The following is a 17,628-nucleotide window of genomic DNA, read 5'->3' as shown; positions in this document are numbered from 1 at the left end:
CCGGCGGCGCCCACCCCGATCTGCAGACCCTGATGCGGGCCCGCAACACGCGCGGCTAGCCGCCCGCCTTGTCGGCGATGGCCGGCTGAGAACCGGACGGCAGCGGAAAGTCGAACGAGCCGACCTTCAGAGCCGCGATCTCCATCACGGCGACGACGAGAACGAACGCGACGGCCAGCAGGCCGAGCTTCTTGCGGTCCAAGCCCCGCACCCCTATCAAACCCCCAAAAAACGCAGGTCAAAACTACCACAAAACGATCTACGACCCACCCCGGAACCCTTCATCCCACACGAGACGTCACCGTCTCGTTACAGGGTCGCGGGCACGCGCACGGGCCGGGCGACGCGGGTCGCCCGGCCCACGGCCGCGTATGCGTCAGCCGACCTTTTTGCTCGTCAAATTGGCGGCTCTGGCGTTGACGCATTCGCCGGTGGCCAGGTCGAAGGCGAAGTTGTGGGCGAGGCAGTGGATCTGGCCGTCGCGGACGACGGCGCCGACGGAGAGGTCTTCGCCGGCGTGGGGGCAGTAGCGGGGGATGTCGTAGCGGTCGCCGCCGCAGGCGACGGTGATGCGCTCCGACTCGTCCCGGCCGGTCTCGTAGGCCTCGACGGCCTGCAACGCGGGCGCGTTGGCGTGCTTGAGGAGGCCGACCAGGTAGTCGTTGTAGACGTCGGGGTCGCGGTAGAGGCTGAGGCGGAAGGAGATGAGCAGGTCCTCCCAGGCCATCCGGCCGGTGAGGACGCCGTCCAGCCAGCGGCCGGCGGTGGTGATCCGGTAGTGCGGGCGGACGTCCGGGGACGCGGCCGACACGGCGAGGCCGGCGGCGGAGAAGTCGACGTCCCAGACGCCGCCGTTCGGGCCGGTGATGTCGAACCGGACGGTCATGGCGATCTGCCGGTTGAAGTAGTCGCTGAGCCCGCCGAGGTAGGTGAAGTGGGCCTTGAACCGGTCGAACAGGTCGGGGCCCGGCTCCGGGTACTCGGCGACGACGTCCGCGATGGCGCGCGCACGGTCGGCGGCGTAGCGCTTGAGGTAGTCCGCGCGGTCGGCGTCGGCGAAGGAGAAGGCGGCCGAGACCGGGTCGCGGGTGATCTCGCCGGTGTCCAGGTCGACGGCGTCGCCGGGCTTGAAGTAGTCCCAGCGCTGCCCCGGCAGGTGCTCGCGCAGCCACGCGGTGGAGACCTCCGGGTCGCAGAACGCGCCGTCGGCCTGGTCGAGCACCCAGTTGAGGTGGTCGACCTCCGCGTCCAGGAAGCAGGGCGGCCCCGCGAAGGGGACGGCCAGCTCCGGCTCGGTCTGCCGGACGAGGCGCTGCGCCGCGCGGAGCTTGGAGATCCGCTTGGCCATGGAGACCTTCGCCATCTCCGCGGGCGGGTACTCGTAGCAGATCGGGTGCCAGGACGCCCCGGACGTCTGCAGGGCCATCAGGTCGAGCCGGCCGCCCGCGAGGTGCTTGGCGCGGCGGGCCTGCGCGGCGGTGAGCCGGGCGTCGTTGCAATGCAGGATGCCGCGGCCGTCCGCCACGATGAGAAAGGCGGCATCGTGGCACATTGGCGACAGTTCCGGAATCACGGTGATCCAGGACCCGCGATTGTCCAGCGGGAATTTCCGCCAGGGTTCGACCTCGATTACCTGGCGGCCACCCGCGGCGGCCGTGATGCGTTCCCGGAACGCGGGTCCGGGATAACACGGAATGAGGATTCTGGTCCGCGCAGGAAGGCGGTCCAGCACCCACGGGTCGAAATGATCTAGATGCTCGTGCGAGACGGCGACCCAGTCGGCGTCGAGGATCGGGGCGAGATCCAGGTGATCGTTTCTCGGATACTGGTGCCAGGCTCCGAGAAAGGCCCCCGCTGGAGCGAGCCACGGGTCCGCGAGCAGGTGGAACGCGGTCGCGTCCACCGCCACCCCCGCATGTCCGAGAAATGTGACCGTCGGCATGGGGAGACTGTCCCTCGCGGTGCCCGCCGGCACACCCGCCGGAATGCGCAAAGCGGCTACGCCACCGGCATGAAAGAAATGTCATGGACGGAACTGACAATCCTGACCGGGACGCTCCGACAAAGGCCGGAGTTCACAATGCGTTGTGCATGTCCACTTCTGGACAGGCAGCGGTCTGTTGCGGCCAATTGACTGGACATCCGCCGGGACACCGGGTGACCGTCTATAGGGTGCTGGAATAGCAGACGGGGGTCTTCATGAACAACGGGGCTCGGTCCTCCCCGGCGGACGGCGCGGCGGGCGCGGTGACGCTCGCGTCCGCGCGCGGCGGGGAGCGGGACCGGCCGGCGGCGTCCGGACGCGGCGAGCAGGCGCTGTGGCGGCGCCGGCTCCGCCACGACATCCGCCACGAGCTGGGCACCATCATCATGCTGGCCTCGGCCGTCGTCGTCGCCGAGGACGTCGGCGACACCAGCAGGGCCCGCATCGACCAGCTGCTCGGCGAGACCCGGTGGCTCGACCACCTGCTGCGCCGGCTCGACGAGGAGGACGGCGGGGACGACGGCGGCGCCCGGCCGCTGCCCGGCCCCGAGCGGCTCCGGGTCGACGAGCTGACCGCCGAGGTCGTCACCGGCATGCGGCTCGCGACCCCGCACGAGGTGTGCTTCACCGGGTGCGAGGCGTGGGCCCACATGGACCCGGTCGCGCTGTGGCGCGCCGTCCGCAACGTCCTCGACAACGCCTGCCGCGTCGCCGAGGGGCGGGTCGACGTGCGGGTCGACGCCGACCAGGGCTGGATCGCCATCCAGGTCGACGACGACGGCCCCGGCTTCGGCGCCGGCGCGCGCCCCGGCGACCCGGCGCGCGGGCAGGCGCGGCCCGGCCTCGCCTCGCTCGGGCTCGGCATCGTCCACGACCTCATCTCCGGCTACGGCGGCAGCCTGGAGATCCGCACCTGCGAGATGGGCGGGGCGCGGGTCCGGATGCTGCTGCCGGCGGCGCCGCCCCCGACCGACCTCGTCCCGCGCGGCATCGGCACCGACGCCTACGCCGACGACTGGCGGCCCCATCCATGAGAATGGTCATCTGCGACGACCACGCGGTCTTCGCCGAGTCGCTGTCGCTGGTCCTGGCGGACGCCGGGCACAGCGTCGTCGGGGTGGTCTACTCCCCCGCCGACGCGCTGCCCGTGCTGCGGGCCAGGCAGCCCGACGCGTGCCTGATCGACCTGCGCTTCCCGTCCGGCACCGCGCTCGACTGGATGCCGCGGCTGCGCGCCGCGTCCCCGCGCACGAGCTTCGTCGTGCTGACCGGCTTCCTGGAGCAGCACGTCCTGGACGCGGGCGTCGCGGCGGGCGTGCGGGGCTTCGCGCACAAGGGGCAGCAGGCGGGCGACATCCTCGGCGTGCTGCGCCGGGTCGCGGCCGGCGAGGTCGTCGCCGACCAGGCGGCGCTGCGCGGCGGCGCCCGCCCGCGCAGCCGCGCGCAGAAGGTCGCGCAGTTCCTCACGCCGCGCGAGCGGGAGGTCCTGACGCGGCTGGCGCGCGGCGAGTCCACGCAGGCGCTCGCCAAGGCGATGGGGGTGACGCGCAGCACGGCGCGCAGCCACGTGCAGAGCGTCCTGTCCAAGCTGGGCGTGCACTCGCAGCGGGAGGCGGTGATCGAGGCGGCCCGGCACGGCCTGGTCAGCGTCGAAACCGGGGAGTGGCTCGCCGGCTGACGCGCCATCCGGGCGCGGGGACGGCCGAATCCGGCCCTTCAGGGTTCGGCCGGGACGCGTTAGCGTCTGCCTCGGAGAGGAGGTTCCCCCATGCCTCACCGGCGAGGCGCGTCACCCGTCTCCGGCGCCGGGGCCCTCGGCCGCGCGGACGCCTACGCCCGCGGGGTCCCGCACGGCCGGCTCGAACGGCTCCGGTCGCGGACGCCGGTCATGTGGCTCGACGGGCGCGGGGCGGGCCGGTCCGGCGCGTGGGCCGTGCTGCGCTACTCCGACGTCCGGCACGCCCTCACGCACCCCACCCTGTTCGCCCCGGAGCCGGACGGCGTCCTGCACGGCCCGGCCAGCGGCGACAAGCCGCCCCCGGCGCCCGGCGGCGCGGCCCTCATCGACATGGACCCGCCCGCGCGGGCCATGCTCGCCCGCATCCCGTCCGGCACGCCGGTCGACTTCGTCGGCGACGTCGCGCGCGATCTGCCCGAGACGCTCCGCAACACCCTCGCGGGCGGCCTGTACGCGCTGCTGCGCCACCCCGCCGAGTACGCCCGGCTGCGGGACGGGCAGGCCGACGAGAGGCTCGTCGACAGCGCCGTGGAGGAGATGCTGCGCTGGTGGACGCCCGTCCTCCAGGTGTGGCGCACCGTGCGGCGCGGGACGACCATCGGCGGCGTGCCGCTGCTGGCCGGCGAGCAGGTGATGCTGTGGCTCGCCTCCGCCAACCACGACGACGAGGTCTTCCCCGACCCCGGGCGGTTCGTCCCGGAGCGCTTCCTCAACGCCGGCCGCCCGCACCTGTGCTTCGGTTTCGGGCACCGGGCCTGCCTGGGCGCCCGGCTGGCGCGCACGCACCTGCGCGCCCTCCTCGTAGCGCTGCTCGAACGCCCCGGTCTGCCGGAGCCGGCGGGCGAGCCGGTACCGCTGCGCTCCAGCACCCGCCACGGCTTCGCCCACCTCCCCCTCCGCTGGACCCCCTGACCCGTTGATCTGCGGCGTGTTGTTGTTATGCCGGCGTCCATAACAACAACACGCCGCAAGTCAACGCAGTGGCGGATACCTCTCGGGGAGTACGGGCGGTGACTTCCTGCGGCCGACGTGGCGGCCGGCTCCGATGACTTAACGTGCAGGCATGAGCACCTCACCGGCGCCCGTCCAGGGCCGACCGCAGTGGCCGCGGCCCGGCACGTGGCCGGTGTGGGTCGTCCCGGTCCTGGTCGCGTTCTTCCAGGTCGCCGGGTCGCTGGGCGCGCAGCACGGCGGGCCCGGACCGGACGGGGGGTCCGGCGGTCCGCCGTGGGAGCGCGGGGGCGGCGGCCCGGCCGAGATCGGGCACACCGATCTCGACGCGCTCGGCTTCGCGCTGCTGCTCGCCGGGCCCGCCCTGCTGCTGCTGCGGCGCCGCCATCCGGTGTTCACGGTGTGCGCCACCGCGGCCGTGACGGCGCTGTACTTCCTGCGCGCCTACACCTACGGACCGGCGCCGCTCGCGGTGGCGGTCGCGATGATGGCGGCGATCGTGTCCGGGCACCGGCTGGTGACCTGGGCGGGGACGGCCGCCGGGCTCGCGGCGTTCTTCGGCCTCACCGCGCTGATCGGCGTCCCGGCCGCCGAGCGCGGGCAGGGCGGGCCGTTCCCGGTGGAGGAGCCGACGCTCGGCGGGTCGAGCTTCGTCGTCGGGTGGGCGCTGGTGGTGCTGGTCACCTCGGAGCTGATCAGGATGCGGGCGCAGCGGGCCGCCGAGACCGCGCGGACCCGGGCCGAGGAGGAGCGCCGGCAGGCCAGCGAGGAGCGGCTGCGGATGGCCCGCGAGCTGCACGACGTCCTCGCGCACAACATCTCCATGATCAACGTCCAGGCGGGGGTGGCGCTGCACCTCATCGACCAGAACCCCGAGCAGGCGCGGACGGCGCTCGCCGCGATCAAGGACGCGAGCAAGGAGGCGCTCACCGAGATGCGCGGGGTGATCGGCGCGCTGCGCTCCGAGGGCGAGGCCGCGCCGCGCGCGCCGACCGCCGGGCTCGACCGGCTGGACGACCTGCTCGACCGGGCCCGCTCCGCCGGGCTGGCGGTGGACGCCGAGACCACCGGGCGGCGGCGGCCGCTGCACGCGGGCACCGACCTCGCCGCGTTCCGGATCGTCCAGGAGTCGCTGACGAACGTGACCCGCCATGCCGGTCCCGGCCCGGTGACGGCGCGGGTGCGCATCGCCTACGGTGAGCACGAGGTCGTGGTGCTGGTCGAGGACGACGGGCGGGGCGCCCCCCTGCTGGACGACCGGCCGGGCGGCAGCGGCGTCCGCGGCATGCGCGAGCGGGCCGCCGCGCTCGGCGGGACGTTCGAGGCCGGGCCGCGGCCGGGCGGCGGGTTCCGGGTCCGGGCCGCGCTCCCCCTCGACGAGGAGACCGACCCCGCTGGAGGCGAGGCGCGATGATCAAGGTGGTGCTGGCGGACGACCAGGTGCTCGTCCGGGCCGGGTTCCGGGCGCTGCTGGACGCGCAGCCCGACATCGAGGTCCTCGGCGAGGCGGGCGACGGCGAGGAGGCGGTGGCGCAGGCGCGCCGGCTGCGTCCCGACGTCATCCTGATGGACATCCGCATGCCGGGCCTGGACGGCCTCGCCGCGACCCGGCGGATCGCCTCCGACGAGCGGCTCGACGGCGTGAAGATCGTGATCTTGACCACGTTCGAGCTGGACGAGTACGTGTTCGAGGCGCTGCGCGGCGGCGCGAGCGGGTTCCTGGTGAAGGACACCGAGCCGGTGGAGCTGCTGCACGCCGTCCGGGCGGTCGCGGACGGGGACGCGCTGCTCTCCCCCAGCGTGACCAGGCGGCTCATCGCCGAGTTCGCCGCGCGGGCCAAGGAGCCGGCCCCCTCGCCGCGGCTGAACGCTTTGACCGACCGCGAGCGGGAGGTCATGGCGCTTGTCGGAGAGGGCCTGTCGAACGAGGAGATCGCCGCCCGTCTCGTGGTGAGCCCCGCGACCGCGAAAACGCACGTCAGCCGCACGATGGTGAAGCTCGCCGCCCGCGACCGCGCCCAGCTGGTCGTGTTCGCCTACGAGTCGGGATTGGTCAAACCCGGCTGGCTGCCGTAGAAATTTACTCTCCGGCGATTCGCTGTTGCCGTTGGCAGTGGCATGACAGGCTGGACGGGACGCACACCGCCATCGACGTTGAGGAGTCCGGTGCCGAACGACACGAGGATCCTGGCCGTCGACGACCGCGAGGAGAACCTGACCGCCCTCGCGGCCGTGCTCGACGCGATGCCGGTGGAGGTCGTGCCCGTCACGTCCGGGCAGGCGGCGCTGAAGGAACTCCTCAACGACGACTTCGCGCTGATCCTGCTGGACGTCGTGATGCCGGAGATGGACGGGTTCGAGACCGCCGAGCACATCAAGTCCCGGCCGCGGACCCGCGACATCCCGATCATCTTCCTCACCGCCGGCGGCAGCGCCGGGGAGCAGGCGTACCGGGGGTACGCGGCGGGGGCCGTCGACTACCTGACCAAGCCGTTCGACCCGTGGCTGCTGCGCGCGAAGGTGTCGGTGTTCGTCGACCTGCACCGCCGCAACACCGAGCTCAGGCAGCAGGCGAGGCTGCTGCGCAGCACGCTCGGCGGGGACGACGCCGGGAGCGCCCTCGCGGGCTGCGAGCGGCTGCTGGCCGCCCTCGACGAGCGGCTCGCCAAGGTGGAGGGCGACGTCGCCCGGCTGCGGTCCGGTGAGCCGGCCGACGCGCTCGCCGAGCACGTCGGCGAGTTGCGCCTCGCCCTGGACGCCTTCTCCGCCGGAAGCTGACGCCCTCGGCGGCCGCCGGCCGCGCTTTGTCGCGCGCTCACCCAACCTCACGCTGACCGGCGACGTCGTCATGTACACGACGAAGATGTCGTCCTAACTGCTCGGGATCTCGCTGACGTTCACGCCGGAGAGCCCGCCGCCGCTGACGGTGCCCTACATGGTGATGACGGACGTGGTGTCCGAGCAGCCCGCCGTCACCGCGAACGGCGCGCAGATCACCGGGCTCGCCATCGCTTGAGCGTCCGTCTGCAGCTTGCCGCGCAGGATGAACGCGCCCAGCAGCACCGCCGCCACGACGAGGACGACGGCGATCGTGACGACCAGCACCGTCCTGCGGCGCTCGCCGCCCGCCCGGACCGGCGGCTGCGCCTGCGACTGCTGCTGCCAGCTCGGGTAATGCCGCGGCTGCTCCCACGGCGGGGACGTCCGCGGCGGATCGGGCTGCCGGGCCGGCGGCGGCGTCCACTCGGTCTCCAGCAGCGTGCGGGGCTCGCGATCCTGACCGGGCCGTGCGGCCGGCGGGCGGTAGGAGCCGTCGTGCTCCGGGTATCCGCTGTCGCGCTCCGCGACACCACCCGGGTCGCGCCGGGTCACCGGGCTGAGGTCGTCGGAGTCGAGGCGCGTCACGGCCTCGCGGTCCTGCCGGGTGACCACGCCGAGTTCGGACGGGTCCAGGACGGTCTCCGCGGCGTCGTCGGCGCGGACCGGCGGCGCCCGGCGGGCGGACGGCTCGTCCAGCACGGTCCGGCTCGGCGGCGCGAGCCGCTGCGGCACGGGCGGTGCCGGAGGCCGCGGCGGCGGCATGGCCGCGACGCGGGTGAGCAGCGGTTCCGCCTGGACGGCGGTCATCCGGTGCACCGGCTGGCGCGCGAGCAGCCCGTCCAGCACCGGTGCGAGCGGCCCCGCGTTCCGGGCCGGCGGGACCGGCTCGGTCAGCGCGGCCTGCAGCGACGACATCGCGTCCGACCGCTCGTAGGGGGACCGACCCTCGACCGCCGCGTACAGCGTCGCGCCGAGCGCCCACAGGTCGGACGCGGGCACCGCCCGCTCGCCCTGCGCCCGCTCGGGCGGGATGTAGGCGGGCGACCCCATGACCAGGCCCGTCTGGGTGAGCGTCGCGTCGCCCTCGACCTGCGCGATGCCGAAGTCGGTGAGCACGACCCGGCCGGAGTCGGTGATCAGCACGTTGCTGGGCTTGACGTCGCGGTGCAGGATGCCCTTCTCGTGGGCGTGCCGGAGCGCGCCGAGCATCTGCAGGCCGATGTCGGCCACCCTGCGGTGGTCCATCGGGCCGCGCTCGATGATGTCCTGCAGGGACGGGGCGAGGACCAGCTCCATCACGATCCAGGGCCGACCGGCCTCCTGCACCACGTCGTGGACGGTGACGACACCGGAGTGGTTCAGCCGCGCCGACGCCCGCGCCTCCCGGAACGTCCGCTCGTACAGGACGCCGATCTCGTCGTCGTTCAGGCCCGGCGGGAACACGACCTCCTTCACCGCGACCTCGCGGTCCAGCATGACGTCGCGGGCGCGCCACACGGTGCCCATACCGCCCCGGCCGACCACCGAGTCCAGCCGGTAGCGGTTACCGAGCAGGCGTGCCTGAGTCATCTCGGAAGAGTCCCCCCATTGGTCATCCCACCCCGGAGGGACGGAACGTGTCGAGCACATTCTTCACGAGCGGCTCTCTCTCATTCCACTGGGACGCGGGAACGGCCACCACGATCGCGTACGGCCGGCCGTCGACGATCACGCCCCGGTCCCGGGCCCGGGTGGCGCCCGTGCTGCGGATCCAGGTGAACTCGATGTCGGCGGCCGGATACCCGGCGGCCTCCGCGCGGGTGATCTCCCCGACCCGCCGGTAGCCCTTCAGCTTGCCGTCCGCGATGGCCTCCCGCTCCCAGCCCAGCCAGTGGTCGTAGGGATCACCGGTCCAGACCGTCTGGTCGACCTGAATGTAAGCGGTGGAGGCGGGGTCGGTCCAGATGACGCTGTTGCCCTGTTCGGAGCGCCGCCATCCGGGCGGGACGCCGATCGTGAATCCGGGGCCGGTCCCCACGGTGAAGCCCGCGGGGAGGGGCGGCCGGGCCGGCTTGGGCGGGGAGTCCGCGGACGAGGACGGCGCCGAGGTGCCGGGCCGCGTGTCCTGGGCTGCGGGCGTGGACTGCCGGGCGACGGTGGTGGGCGACCGCGTGGCGTTCGTCTCCCCGGACGACGGCCGGTTCACCCAGAACACCGCCCCGGCGACCGCCAGGATCACCGCCGCCGCGGCGACGCCGCCGAGGATCGGCAGGATCGGCGACCGCTTCCGGGGCGGCGGCGGAGGCTGCGCGTATCCGGGCGCGGTGTGTCCGGGTGCGGTATATCCGGGTGCGGTGTGTCCGGGCGTCCACTGTCGGCCGGTGTCCGGCGGGAAGGCCGCGGTCATGCCCCCGGCCGGGGGCGGCGGCGGTACGGGGACGGATTGCTGCGGCGGCACGGCCCCCGTCGCGGCCGCGGGCCCGTCGACCGCCGTCTCCCGGCCCGCCGCGAGCTGCGCGGCGGCCAGGTTCGCGGCATGCCCGGACGCGACCGCCTTCAGCGCCTCCTCCGCCTGGTCCCCGCTGAGCCGCCGGACCGGGTCCCGCTCCAGCAGCCCGGTCAGAACGGGCGCGAGCGGCCCCGCGTTCTTCGGCGGCGGGACGTCCTGCGTCATCACGGCCGCGAGCACGGCCATGGCATCGCTGCGGTGGTGCGGCGCCTTGCCCTCGGTCGCCGCGTAGAGGGTCGCGCCGAGCGCCCACAGGTCGGACGCCGGGATCGCCGGGTCGCCGTTCACCCGCTCCGGCGACATGTACGCGGGCGACCCCATGATCAGCCCGGTGCCGGTGAGCGTCGCGTCGCCCGCCATCTGCGCGATGCCGAAGTCGGTGAGGACGGCCCGGTCGCCGTCCGCGACCAGCACGTTCGCGGGCTTGACGTCGCGGTGCAGGATGCCGATCGCATGCGCCGCCCGCAGCGCGCCCGCGATCTGCCGCCCGATCGTCGCGACGCGTCCGGGCGGGAGCGGCCCGTCCTCGTCCACGATGTCCAGGAGGGAACGGGCCCGCACCAGCTCCATGACGATCCACGGCCGGTCGTCCTCGTCCACGACGTCGTGTACGGTCACGACGCCCGGATGGTTCAGCCGCGCCGACGCGCGGGCCTCGCGGAGCGTCCGGCGGTGCCGGTTCTCGCGCTCGTCGTCGCTCAGCCCGGCGGGCAGCACGACCTCCTTGACCGCGACCTCGCGGTCGAGGGTCTCGTCGAGGGCGCGCCACACCGTGCCCATGCCGCCGCGTCCGACGACGGATTCGAGCCGGTACCTGCCGGCGAGGAGGCGGCCGTCCATCACTCGTTCGCGGGCTTGAAGAACCGGTAGACCGGCTGCAGGTCCGCGAACAGCTTGCTCCAGGCGTCGTCGGGGGCGCGCAGGAGGATGGCGTAGCCGTGGCCGCCCGCCACGAATCCGCGGTTGAGGACGTGCACCCTTCCCCCATCGCCGTTGTAGGTGAACTCCCAGTCCGCCGAGTCGTCGCCGTCGCCGGTGTCGGGGACGGGCGGGTGGTCGCCGGTCGGCGCGATCCTGATCTTCTTGTAGCCGGGGAAGCCGGTGCCGCCGCGCTCCTGCCGCCGCCAGTCGTCGATCGCGCTGTCGCCCGGGTCGTCGGTCTGGTCGATCTGGAGGTAGGCGCGACGGTCGGGCGAGTAGAAGAAGTCGCCGCCCTGCTTGCGCTCGGGCCCGGTCCAGCCCGCGGGGACGGGCACCGAGTAGCCGCTCTTGTCGTCGTGCATGGTGAACCCGGCGGGCAGCGCACCGGTGGCCAGCGTGCTCGGCGAGACAGTGGCCGTCGCACTCGGCGTCGTGCTCTGCTCGGCGCTCGGCGTCGCGGACGCGGCCGGGGCGGTGGCGCCCTCCGTGCGGGCCTTCCCGTCCTTCTCGCCGCCCCCGTTGGCGGCGAGCGCGATGCCCGCGACGACCACGATGATGATCAGGACGATCGCGGCGACGATCAGCACGTTCCGGTTGGCGGCCAGCGCGGGCCGCGCGGCCGGGTGCGTGGTCGGCGGGAAGTGCGTGGACGGCCCCGGCTCGGGCGCCCGCTCGCCGCCGTGCCGGACGGCCCCGGCCGGCTCGGTGCGCGGACCCGGGTGCCACGAACTGACGCGGTCGGGGTCGGGCGCGGTCTCGGCGGGGTTCGCCGCGGCCGCCTTGCGCGCCTTGCCGGTGGGGAGGTCCAGGCTGGTCAGCTGGTCCGGGCGGGCCTCGGGATCGGCCGCCGGCGCGCCGGGCTCGGGCCCGCCGGGGCCGCCGCCGGAGTCGTCCATCTCCTCGGGGAGCGGCTGGTCGGGCGCGTAGGTCTCCGGGTACGGCTCGGCGTACGCCTCCGCGTACGGCTGCGACCGGTAGGAGGAGTCGCGGGCGGTGGTCTGGGGGCCGGGGAGCTCGTCCACCGAGAACTCGACGGCCATCGTGCGCTGGGTGTCGACGGTCTCCTGGCGGACGATGTCGTCCAGCAGCGCGCCGGCCTCGATCGCGTCCATCCGCTGGTCGGGGTTCTTGCGCAGCAGCCCCTCGATGACCGGGACGAGCCGGCCGCCCTTCTCCGGCGGGTCCGGCTCCTCGGAGATCACCGCGACCAGCGCCGCCATCGGCTCGGGCCGCTCGAACGGCGACCTGCCGTGCAGCATCGCGTACAGGGTGACGCCGAGCGACCACAGGTCCGACGCCGGGCCGGCGACGCGGCCCCGGGCGCGCTCGGGCGCGATGTAGGCGGGGGAGCCCATCACCAGACCGGTCTGGGTGAGGGTGGCGTCACCGGCGGCGGTCGCGATGCCGAAGTCGGTGAGCACGGCCCGCTCGCCCATCCGCCCCGTGCCGGTGATCAGCACGTTGCTCGGCTTCACGTCGCGGTGCAGGACGCCGGCGCCGTGCGCGGCGTGCAGCGCGGCGAGCATCTGCCGGCCGATCTCGGCGGCGCGGCGCGGCTCCAGCGGCCCGTCCTGCTTGATCACCTGGTCCAGGGAGCGGGCCTTGATCAGCTCCATGATGATCCAGGGCCGGTCGTCCTCCTCGACGACGTCGTAGACCGTCACGACGCCGGGGTGGCCGAGCCGCGCGGCGGTGCGGGCCTCACGGAACGTGCGCTTGTGGTGCACGGCGCGTTCCTCATCGGTGAGACCATGCGGGAGGATGACCTCCTTCACCGCGACGTCACGACCGAGGACCTCATCGTGCGCCTGCCAGACCGTCCCCATGCCGCCCCGGCCGACCTGGGTCACCAGGCGGTAGCGGCGGGCGAGCAACCGCTCACCGGTGGGTTCATTTGGCATATCCGCGACCATATCGACTTTTGCTGACAACCTTGGACCGAGCTTGCAAGCCACATCCCCCTACCCGTACGACGTCCGGCCCGGCCCGCAGGTTCGCCGCCGGGCGGCCGCGGGCGGACGAAAGCGTGGTCGACGTGACACCCGGTAAAAAGGAGAGCGCCATACCAGCGAGGGACGTGCCGCGTCCGGACCGGGGGACCATGATCGACAAAGGCCCGCAGGGCCGCCTGCGGGGCGGTCTGCGGGGCGAGTGGGACCGGCTCGTCCAGGCCGCTCCGACGATCTTCTTCTGGTACACCCGACTCTCCGGGATCCTGTCACTGCTCGCGTGGGTCTCCTATGGTCTCATCCTCGAGATAGCCGATATCTGGGCGCTGCGCTGGATCGGGTACCTCGGCTGGTTCCCCAGCGTCCCCATCGGCCTGGTGTGGATCCTGCTGTCGATGGGCATCCGACGGCGCAAGAAGGCCGCCTGGCGGATCCTCGTCCTGATCTTCTGCCTGCCCACCGCGCTCGGCGTCACCGCCGTCCTGACGACGCTGTTCAACCCGGACATGCCCACCCCCGTGGGGCTGATCGTCACGGCCGGCGTGTACCTCGCCGTCCTCGGCCTGCTGATCTCCGCGCGGGGGCAGTTCACCACGCTGCCCGACCGCGCCAACCGGCGCCTGGCCACCATCGTCTTCACCAGCCTCCTGGTCGTGACCTGCGGAATCGGCACGTTCCTGGTCACCGTCACCGACCGGAACTCAAGCGGCGACTTCTGGACGCACCCCCTCTACGCGATCTCCCAGACCGTCCTCGGGCCGCGCGTCACCGGCAAGCCGATCGACGTGTCGGTGCCGTTCTGGGTGGACGCGATCCTGTGGAGCCTCGGCACCGGGCTGCTGATCGTCACGTTCTGGGCGCTGTTCAAGCCGGGCCGGCGCGACCCCGTCCTGTCCCCCGGCGAGGAGCTCGCGGCGCGCGGCCTGCTCGCCGAGTACGGCGACCAGGACTCGCTCGGCTACTTCGCGCTGCGCCGCGACAAGGACGTCATGGTCGCGCCGAACGGTAAGGCGGCCATCGCCTACCGGGTGGAGGGTTCGGTCTCGCTGGCCAGCGGCGACCCGCTCGGCGACCCCGAATCGTGGGACCAGGCGATCGAGGCGTGGCTGGAGGAGTGCCGCGCGCACGCGTGGATCCCGGGCGCGGTCAGCGTCGGCGAGCGCGCCGCCCACATCTACAGGCGGCACGGGTTCGACGCGCTCGAACTCGGCGACGAGGCGATCATCGACCTCACCGACTTCAACCTCGACGGCCGCGAGATGCGGCAGGTCCGGCAGGCGGTCCGGCGGGTCGAGCGGGCCGGGTACACCATCCGGATCCGGCGGCACTCGCAGATCCCCGGCTGGGAGATGGCCAAGCTGATCCGCAGTGCCGACGCCTGGCGCGGCGAGGAGACCGAGCGCGGCTTCTCCATGGCGCTCGGCCGCCTCGGCGACCCCACCGACGGGCGCTGCGTCATGGTCGAGGCGTTCGACGCGCACGGGGAGCTGCGCGGGCTGCTCAGCTTCGTCCCGTGGGGGCGGGCCGGGCTGTCGCTCGACCTGATGCGCCGCGACCGGCTCGCCGAGAACGGCCTGAACGAGTACATGGTCGCCAAGCTGGCGGAGAAGGCGGCGGCGGTCGGCGCGCAGCAGCTGTCGCTGAACTTCGCGATGCTGCGGTCGGCGTTCGAGCGCGGGTCGCAGATCGGGGCCGGGCCGGTCGCGCGGCTGTACTACCGGTTCCTGTCGTTCGCGTCGAAGTTCTGGCAGCTCGAATCGCTGTACCTGTCGAACGCCAAGTACCTGCCGCACTGGCGTCCGCGATTCATCTGCTACCAGCAGGGGCGGCACCTCGTCCGGCTCGGGCTCGCCTACGCGCGGGCCGAGGGGTTCCTGCCGAGCCTCAACCGCCCGAAGCTGGACCGGGCCGCCGCGATGGTCCCCTCCACCGATCTCGTCGACAAGATCCACGAGATCGAGGAGGCGGCGGACGCGGCGCGCGCCCCGCAGCGGCGGCTGTCGGAGCAGGAGCGGGTCCGGCACGCCAAGCTCGACCAGATCCGCGCCGCCGGGATGGAGCCGTACGCGCTCGGCTGCGAGCGCACCGACTTCGCCGCCGACATCCGCGCCCGCTTCCCCGGCCTCGCCCCCGACGCCCGCACGGGCACCGCGGTGGCGATCGCGGGACGGGTCGTGCTGGCCCGCGAGCACGGCCGGCTGATCTTCGTCACGCTGCGGGACGAGACCGACGACCTGCAGGGCATGCTGACCGCGGACGCGCTCGGCGAGGAGTCGCTGCGGCGCTGGAAGGCCCTCATCGACCTCGGCGACCAGGTGAGCGTGCGCGGCGAGGTCGTCACGTCCCGGCGCGGGGAGCTGTCAGTGCTCGCCTCGTCCTGGACGCTCGCGGCGAAGTGCCTGCGCCCGCTGCCGAACAAGAGTTCCGGGCTGTCGGACCCGGAGGCCCGCGTCCGGCAGCGGTACGTCGACTTCATCGTGAACGACGAGTCCCGCCGGATGCTGCGGATGCGCGGCGACGCCATCGCCGCCGTCCGCGACGGGCTGCGCGAGCGCGGCTACCTCGAAGTCGAGACCCCGATGCTGCAGCCGGTGCACGGCGGCGCCACCGCGCGGCCGTTCACCACCCGCATTAACGCCTACAACATGCAGCTCTACCTGCGGATCGCGCCCGAGCTGTACCTGAAGCGCCTGCTGGTCGGCGGTGTCGGGCGGGTCTTCGAGCTGAACCGCAACTTCCGCAACGAGGGCGTGTCCCACAAGCACAACCCCGAGTTCACGATGCTGGAGGCGTACGAGCCCTACGGCGACTACGACACGATGGCGGCGCTGACCCGCTCCCTCGTCACCGACGCGGCCCGCGCCGCCCTCGGCACCACCGTCGTCGTCCGGGACGGCGTCGAGTACGACCTCGCCGAGCCCTGGGAGGAGATCACCGTCTACGAGTCGGTGTCGAAGGCCCTCGGCGAGGAGGTCACGCCCGACACGCCGCAGGCCGCCATGCGCGGGTTCGCCGAGCGGCACGGGCTGAACGCCGACCCGCAGTGGGGGCAGGGCAAGATCGTCCAGGAGCTGTTCGAGGCGCTGGTCGAGGAGGGGCTGAAGGCGCCGACGTTCGTCCGCGACTACCCGGCCGAGACCTCGCCGCTGACCCGCCCCCACCGCGCGGACCCGCGCCTGGCGGAGAAGTGGGACCTGATCGTCTTCGGCCTCGAACTGGGCACCGCCTACTCCGAGCTGATCGACCCGATCCTGCAGCGGCAGCGGCTCACCGAGCAGTCGCTGCAGGCCGCGGGCGGCGACCCGGAGGCCATGGAGCTGGACGAGGACTTCCTGCGCGCCCTGGAGTACGCGATGCCGCCGGCCGGCGGGATGGGCATGGGCATCGACCGGCTGCTGATCACGCTCACCGGGCGCAGCATCCGGGAGACGATCCCGTTCCCGCTGGTGCGCCCCGGCTCCTAGAGGCGCCGCGGGACGGGCCGGTACCCCTCGCCGGCGAGCCACTTGCGCGCCGCGCCCCGCCGGGCGTCCTCCCCCACGGGCAGGACGGCCGGCGGGATCGGCCGCCACCGCCGCCCCCCGCACTCGTCATCCGGTAGTTCGTCGGCGGGGAGGACGTCGCCGCGCTCCAGGTCGAGGACCTGATCGCCGTCCTCGAGGGCCGCGGCCACGGCACCGAGGTCGGCGGGCAGCGAGGCGAGCGGCTCGGTGTAGAGCTCCCCCAGCTCTTCGGCGAGGTGCTCGGCCAGTTCGGCATCGCCGGGAAGGTCGCGTCCGCGCAGCTCGTCGAGGCATGCGCGGGCAAGGCCGACGTCGAAGCCGACGTCAATGGGGGGCTGGGAGAGGGCGGCCACGAAAAGGTCGCCGGCGTACTGGAGCACCGGCCGGAGCGGACGCCCGCGAAGCACCGAGGTATCGCCGCGGCCCGCGTGAACGGCGGCCCGCAACCGCGCCATCGCCTCCTCGTCCCATTCCGTCACACGACATTTGTACAGACATCCAGTGACATCGGGCGCCGAATTCACCGAGCCCGTTCCGCCGCCGTCCGGTAGTGGTAGGCGCATATTCCGGTGAAACCGGCCCGCCCGTAGCGCCGTTATCGCTTTCGACCTGCAAATACATGTGCTCGGCACCATTGGCGGCGGACCAGTCGGCAAGGGCGGTCCACCTAGCCGGGCCGGTGGCGGTACTGCTCCACGGCATAGCGGAGACGGGCGCCCACCAGCAGTTCCTCGTCCTCGGGGCAGTCGAGCAGGCGCGCGACCAGTTCGACGATCTGGTCGTCGGTGAGGTCGGGCTCGCGCTCGGCGATGCGACCGACGATCTCCACCAGCTCGGGGCGCTTGTATCCGGCGATCGACTGCCCGCGCCGGACCTGGGCGTGCGCCGCCGGCTCCTCCGCCGGTCGCTCCGCCGGTCGCTCCGCCGGTCGCTCCGCCGGTCGCTCCGCCGGTCGGTCGGCCGGTCGGTCGGTCGGAGGCTGCGGTTTGGGGCCGGGCCTGCCCCAGAGAGCGGGGATGTCCGACGGCGGGCGCGGCTCGTCCGCGGGCCGACCCGGCCCGACCGCGTCCAGCCGCCGAGGCGGAACACGGCGGCGCGGCGGCTGCGGCTCCGCAGGCCCGTCCGCCCGCCTCGGCGCATCGCCCTCCCGGGGCCCGAGCGGCGGCGCGTCCAGCCTGCGCGGCGGGACGTTCGGACGGCGGGGCGGGGTCTTCTCCTCGCGCGGGACCGCCGGCGGCGCGGGCCGGCCGGTCTCCGGTGGCGAGTCCAGGCGG

General features: G+C 73.5%; 13 protein-coding genes and 1 pseudogene. 7 read left to right on the top strand and 7 right to left on the bottom strand.

Annotated elements, in window-relative coordinates; translation table 11 throughout:
• Nucleotides 1-55 precede the first annotated feature (55 nt).
• Both E1284_RS41825 and E1284_RS27785 read right to left on the bottom strand, forming a co-directional pair.
• The gene (locus E1284_RS41825; RefSeq protein ID WP_165965453.1) at nt 56-202 is read right to left on the bottom strand and encodes a hypothetical protein; all 147 of its coding nucleotides are present in this window, start codon (nt 200-202) and stop codon (nt 56-58) included.
• A gap of 174 nt (nt 203-376) precedes the next feature.
• Nucleotides 377-1,942 carry a Rieske 2Fe-2S domain-containing protein gene (locus E1284_RS27785; protein ID WP_131943100.1) on the bottom strand — a complete coding sequence of 522 codons (1,566 nt, stop codon included), beginning with the start codon at nt 1,940-1,942 and terminating at the stop codon, nt 377-379.
• A 257-nt stretch (nt 1,943-2,199) separates the two neighbouring features.
• Here E1284_RS27785 and E1284_RS27780 point away from each other — a divergent pair, with 257 nt between their 5' ends.
• The 6 genes from E1284_RS27780 (at nt 2,200) to E1284_RS27755 (ending at nt 7,451) form a co-directional block, all read left to right on the top strand.
• A complete protein-coding gene (locus tag E1284_RS27780) occupies nt 2,200-3,018 on the top strand; it encodes a sensor histidine kinase (RefSeq protein WP_131943099.1) in 819 nt (272 codons plus the stop codon).
• Nucleotides 3,015-3,662, top strand: a complete 648-nt coding sequence (locus E1284_RS27775) for a LuxR C-terminal-related transcriptional regulator (RefSeq protein WP_131943098.1) — start codon at nt 3,015-3,017, stop codon at nt 3,660-3,662. Before E1284_RS27780 ends, E1284_RS27775 begins: the two co-directional genes overlap by 4 nt.
• A gap of 90 nt (nt 3,663-3,752) precedes the next feature.
• On the top strand, nt 3,753-4,634 hold the full coding sequence (locus tag E1284_RS27770; RefSeq protein WP_131943097.1) for a cytochrome P450: 882 nt from the start codon (nt 3,753-3,755) through the stop codon (nt 4,632-4,634).
• 151 nt (nt 4,635-4,785) lie between these two features.
• Nucleotides 4,786-6,087 carry a sensor histidine kinase gene (locus tag E1284_RS27765; RefSeq protein ID WP_131943096.1) on the top strand — a complete coding sequence of 434 codons (1,302 nt, stop codon included), beginning with the start codon at nt 4,786-4,788 and terminating at the stop codon, nt 6,085-6,087.
• Complete coding sequence (locus E1284_RS27760; RefSeq protein ID WP_131943095.1) at nt 6,084-6,749, top strand: response regulator transcription factor; 666 nt, start codon at nt 6,084-6,086, stop codon at nt 6,747-6,749. Before E1284_RS27765 ends, E1284_RS27760 begins: the two co-directional genes overlap by 4 nt.
• A 90-nt stretch (nt 6,750-6,839) precedes the next feature.
• Nucleotides 6,840-7,451, top strand: a complete 612-nt coding sequence (locus E1284_RS27755) for a response regulator (protein WP_243714784.1) — start codon at nt 6,840-6,842, stop codon at nt 7,449-7,451.
• Between the two features lie 153 nt (nt 7,452-7,604).
• Here the strand turns inward: E1284_RS27755 and E1284_RS27750 are convergent, their stop codons facing one another.
• Genes E1284_RS27750 through E1284_RS43260 form a run of 3 tightly spaced genes read right to left on the bottom strand, consistent with a single transcriptional unit; the run spans nt 7,605 to nt 12,803 of the window.
• Nucleotides 7,605-9,062, bottom strand: a complete 1,458-nt coding sequence (locus E1284_RS27750; RefSeq protein ID WP_131943093.1) for a serine/threonine-protein kinase — start codon at nt 9,060-9,062, stop codon at nt 7,605-7,607.
• Nucleotides 9,063-9,084: 22 nt separating this feature from the next.
• Entirely contained in the window at nt 9,085-10,821 is a 1,737-nt protein-coding gene (locus E1284_RS43265) for a serine/threonine-protein kinase (protein ID WP_243714783.1), read from the bottom strand.
• On the bottom strand, nt 10,821-12,803 hold the full coding sequence (locus E1284_RS43260; RefSeq protein ID WP_243714782.1) for a serine/threonine-protein kinase: 1,983 nt from the start codon (nt 12,801-12,803) through the stop codon (nt 10,821-10,823). The genes E1284_RS43265 and E1284_RS43260 overlap by 1 nt, the downstream gene beginning before the upstream one ends.
• Before the next feature lie 200 nt (nt 12,804-13,003).
• On the opposite strand from E1284_RS43260, the gene lysX reads away from it, so the two are divergent.
• Nucleotides 13,004-16,315, top strand: coding sequence for a bifunctional lysylphosphatidylglycerol synthetase/lysine--tRNA ligase LysX (gene lysX / locus E1284_RS27735; RefSeq protein ID WP_131943092.1), 3,312 nt, complete (start codon nt 13,004-13,006; stop codon nt 16,313-16,315).
• On the opposite strand, the gene E1284_RS27730 is transcribed toward lysX, so the two are convergent.
• Nucleotides 16,312-16,833, bottom strand: coding sequence for a hypothetical protein (locus tag E1284_RS27730; RefSeq protein ID WP_131943091.1), 522 nt, complete (start codon nt 16,831-16,833; stop codon nt 16,312-16,314). The genes lysX and E1284_RS27730 overlap by 4 nt on opposite strands.
• A gap of 188 nt (nt 16,834-17,021) precedes the next feature.
• Nucleotides 17,022-17,628, bottom strand: a pseudogene (locus E1284_RS41815) (hypothetical protein); the annotation flags it as partial.

The organism is Actinomadura bangladeshensis (assembly GCF_004348335.1).
Lineage (GTDB): Bacteria > Actinomycetota > Actinomycetes > Streptosporangiales > Streptosporangiaceae > Spirillospora > Spirillospora bangladeshensis.
This window is presented reverse-complemented; position numbering and strand designations above follow the sequence as displayed.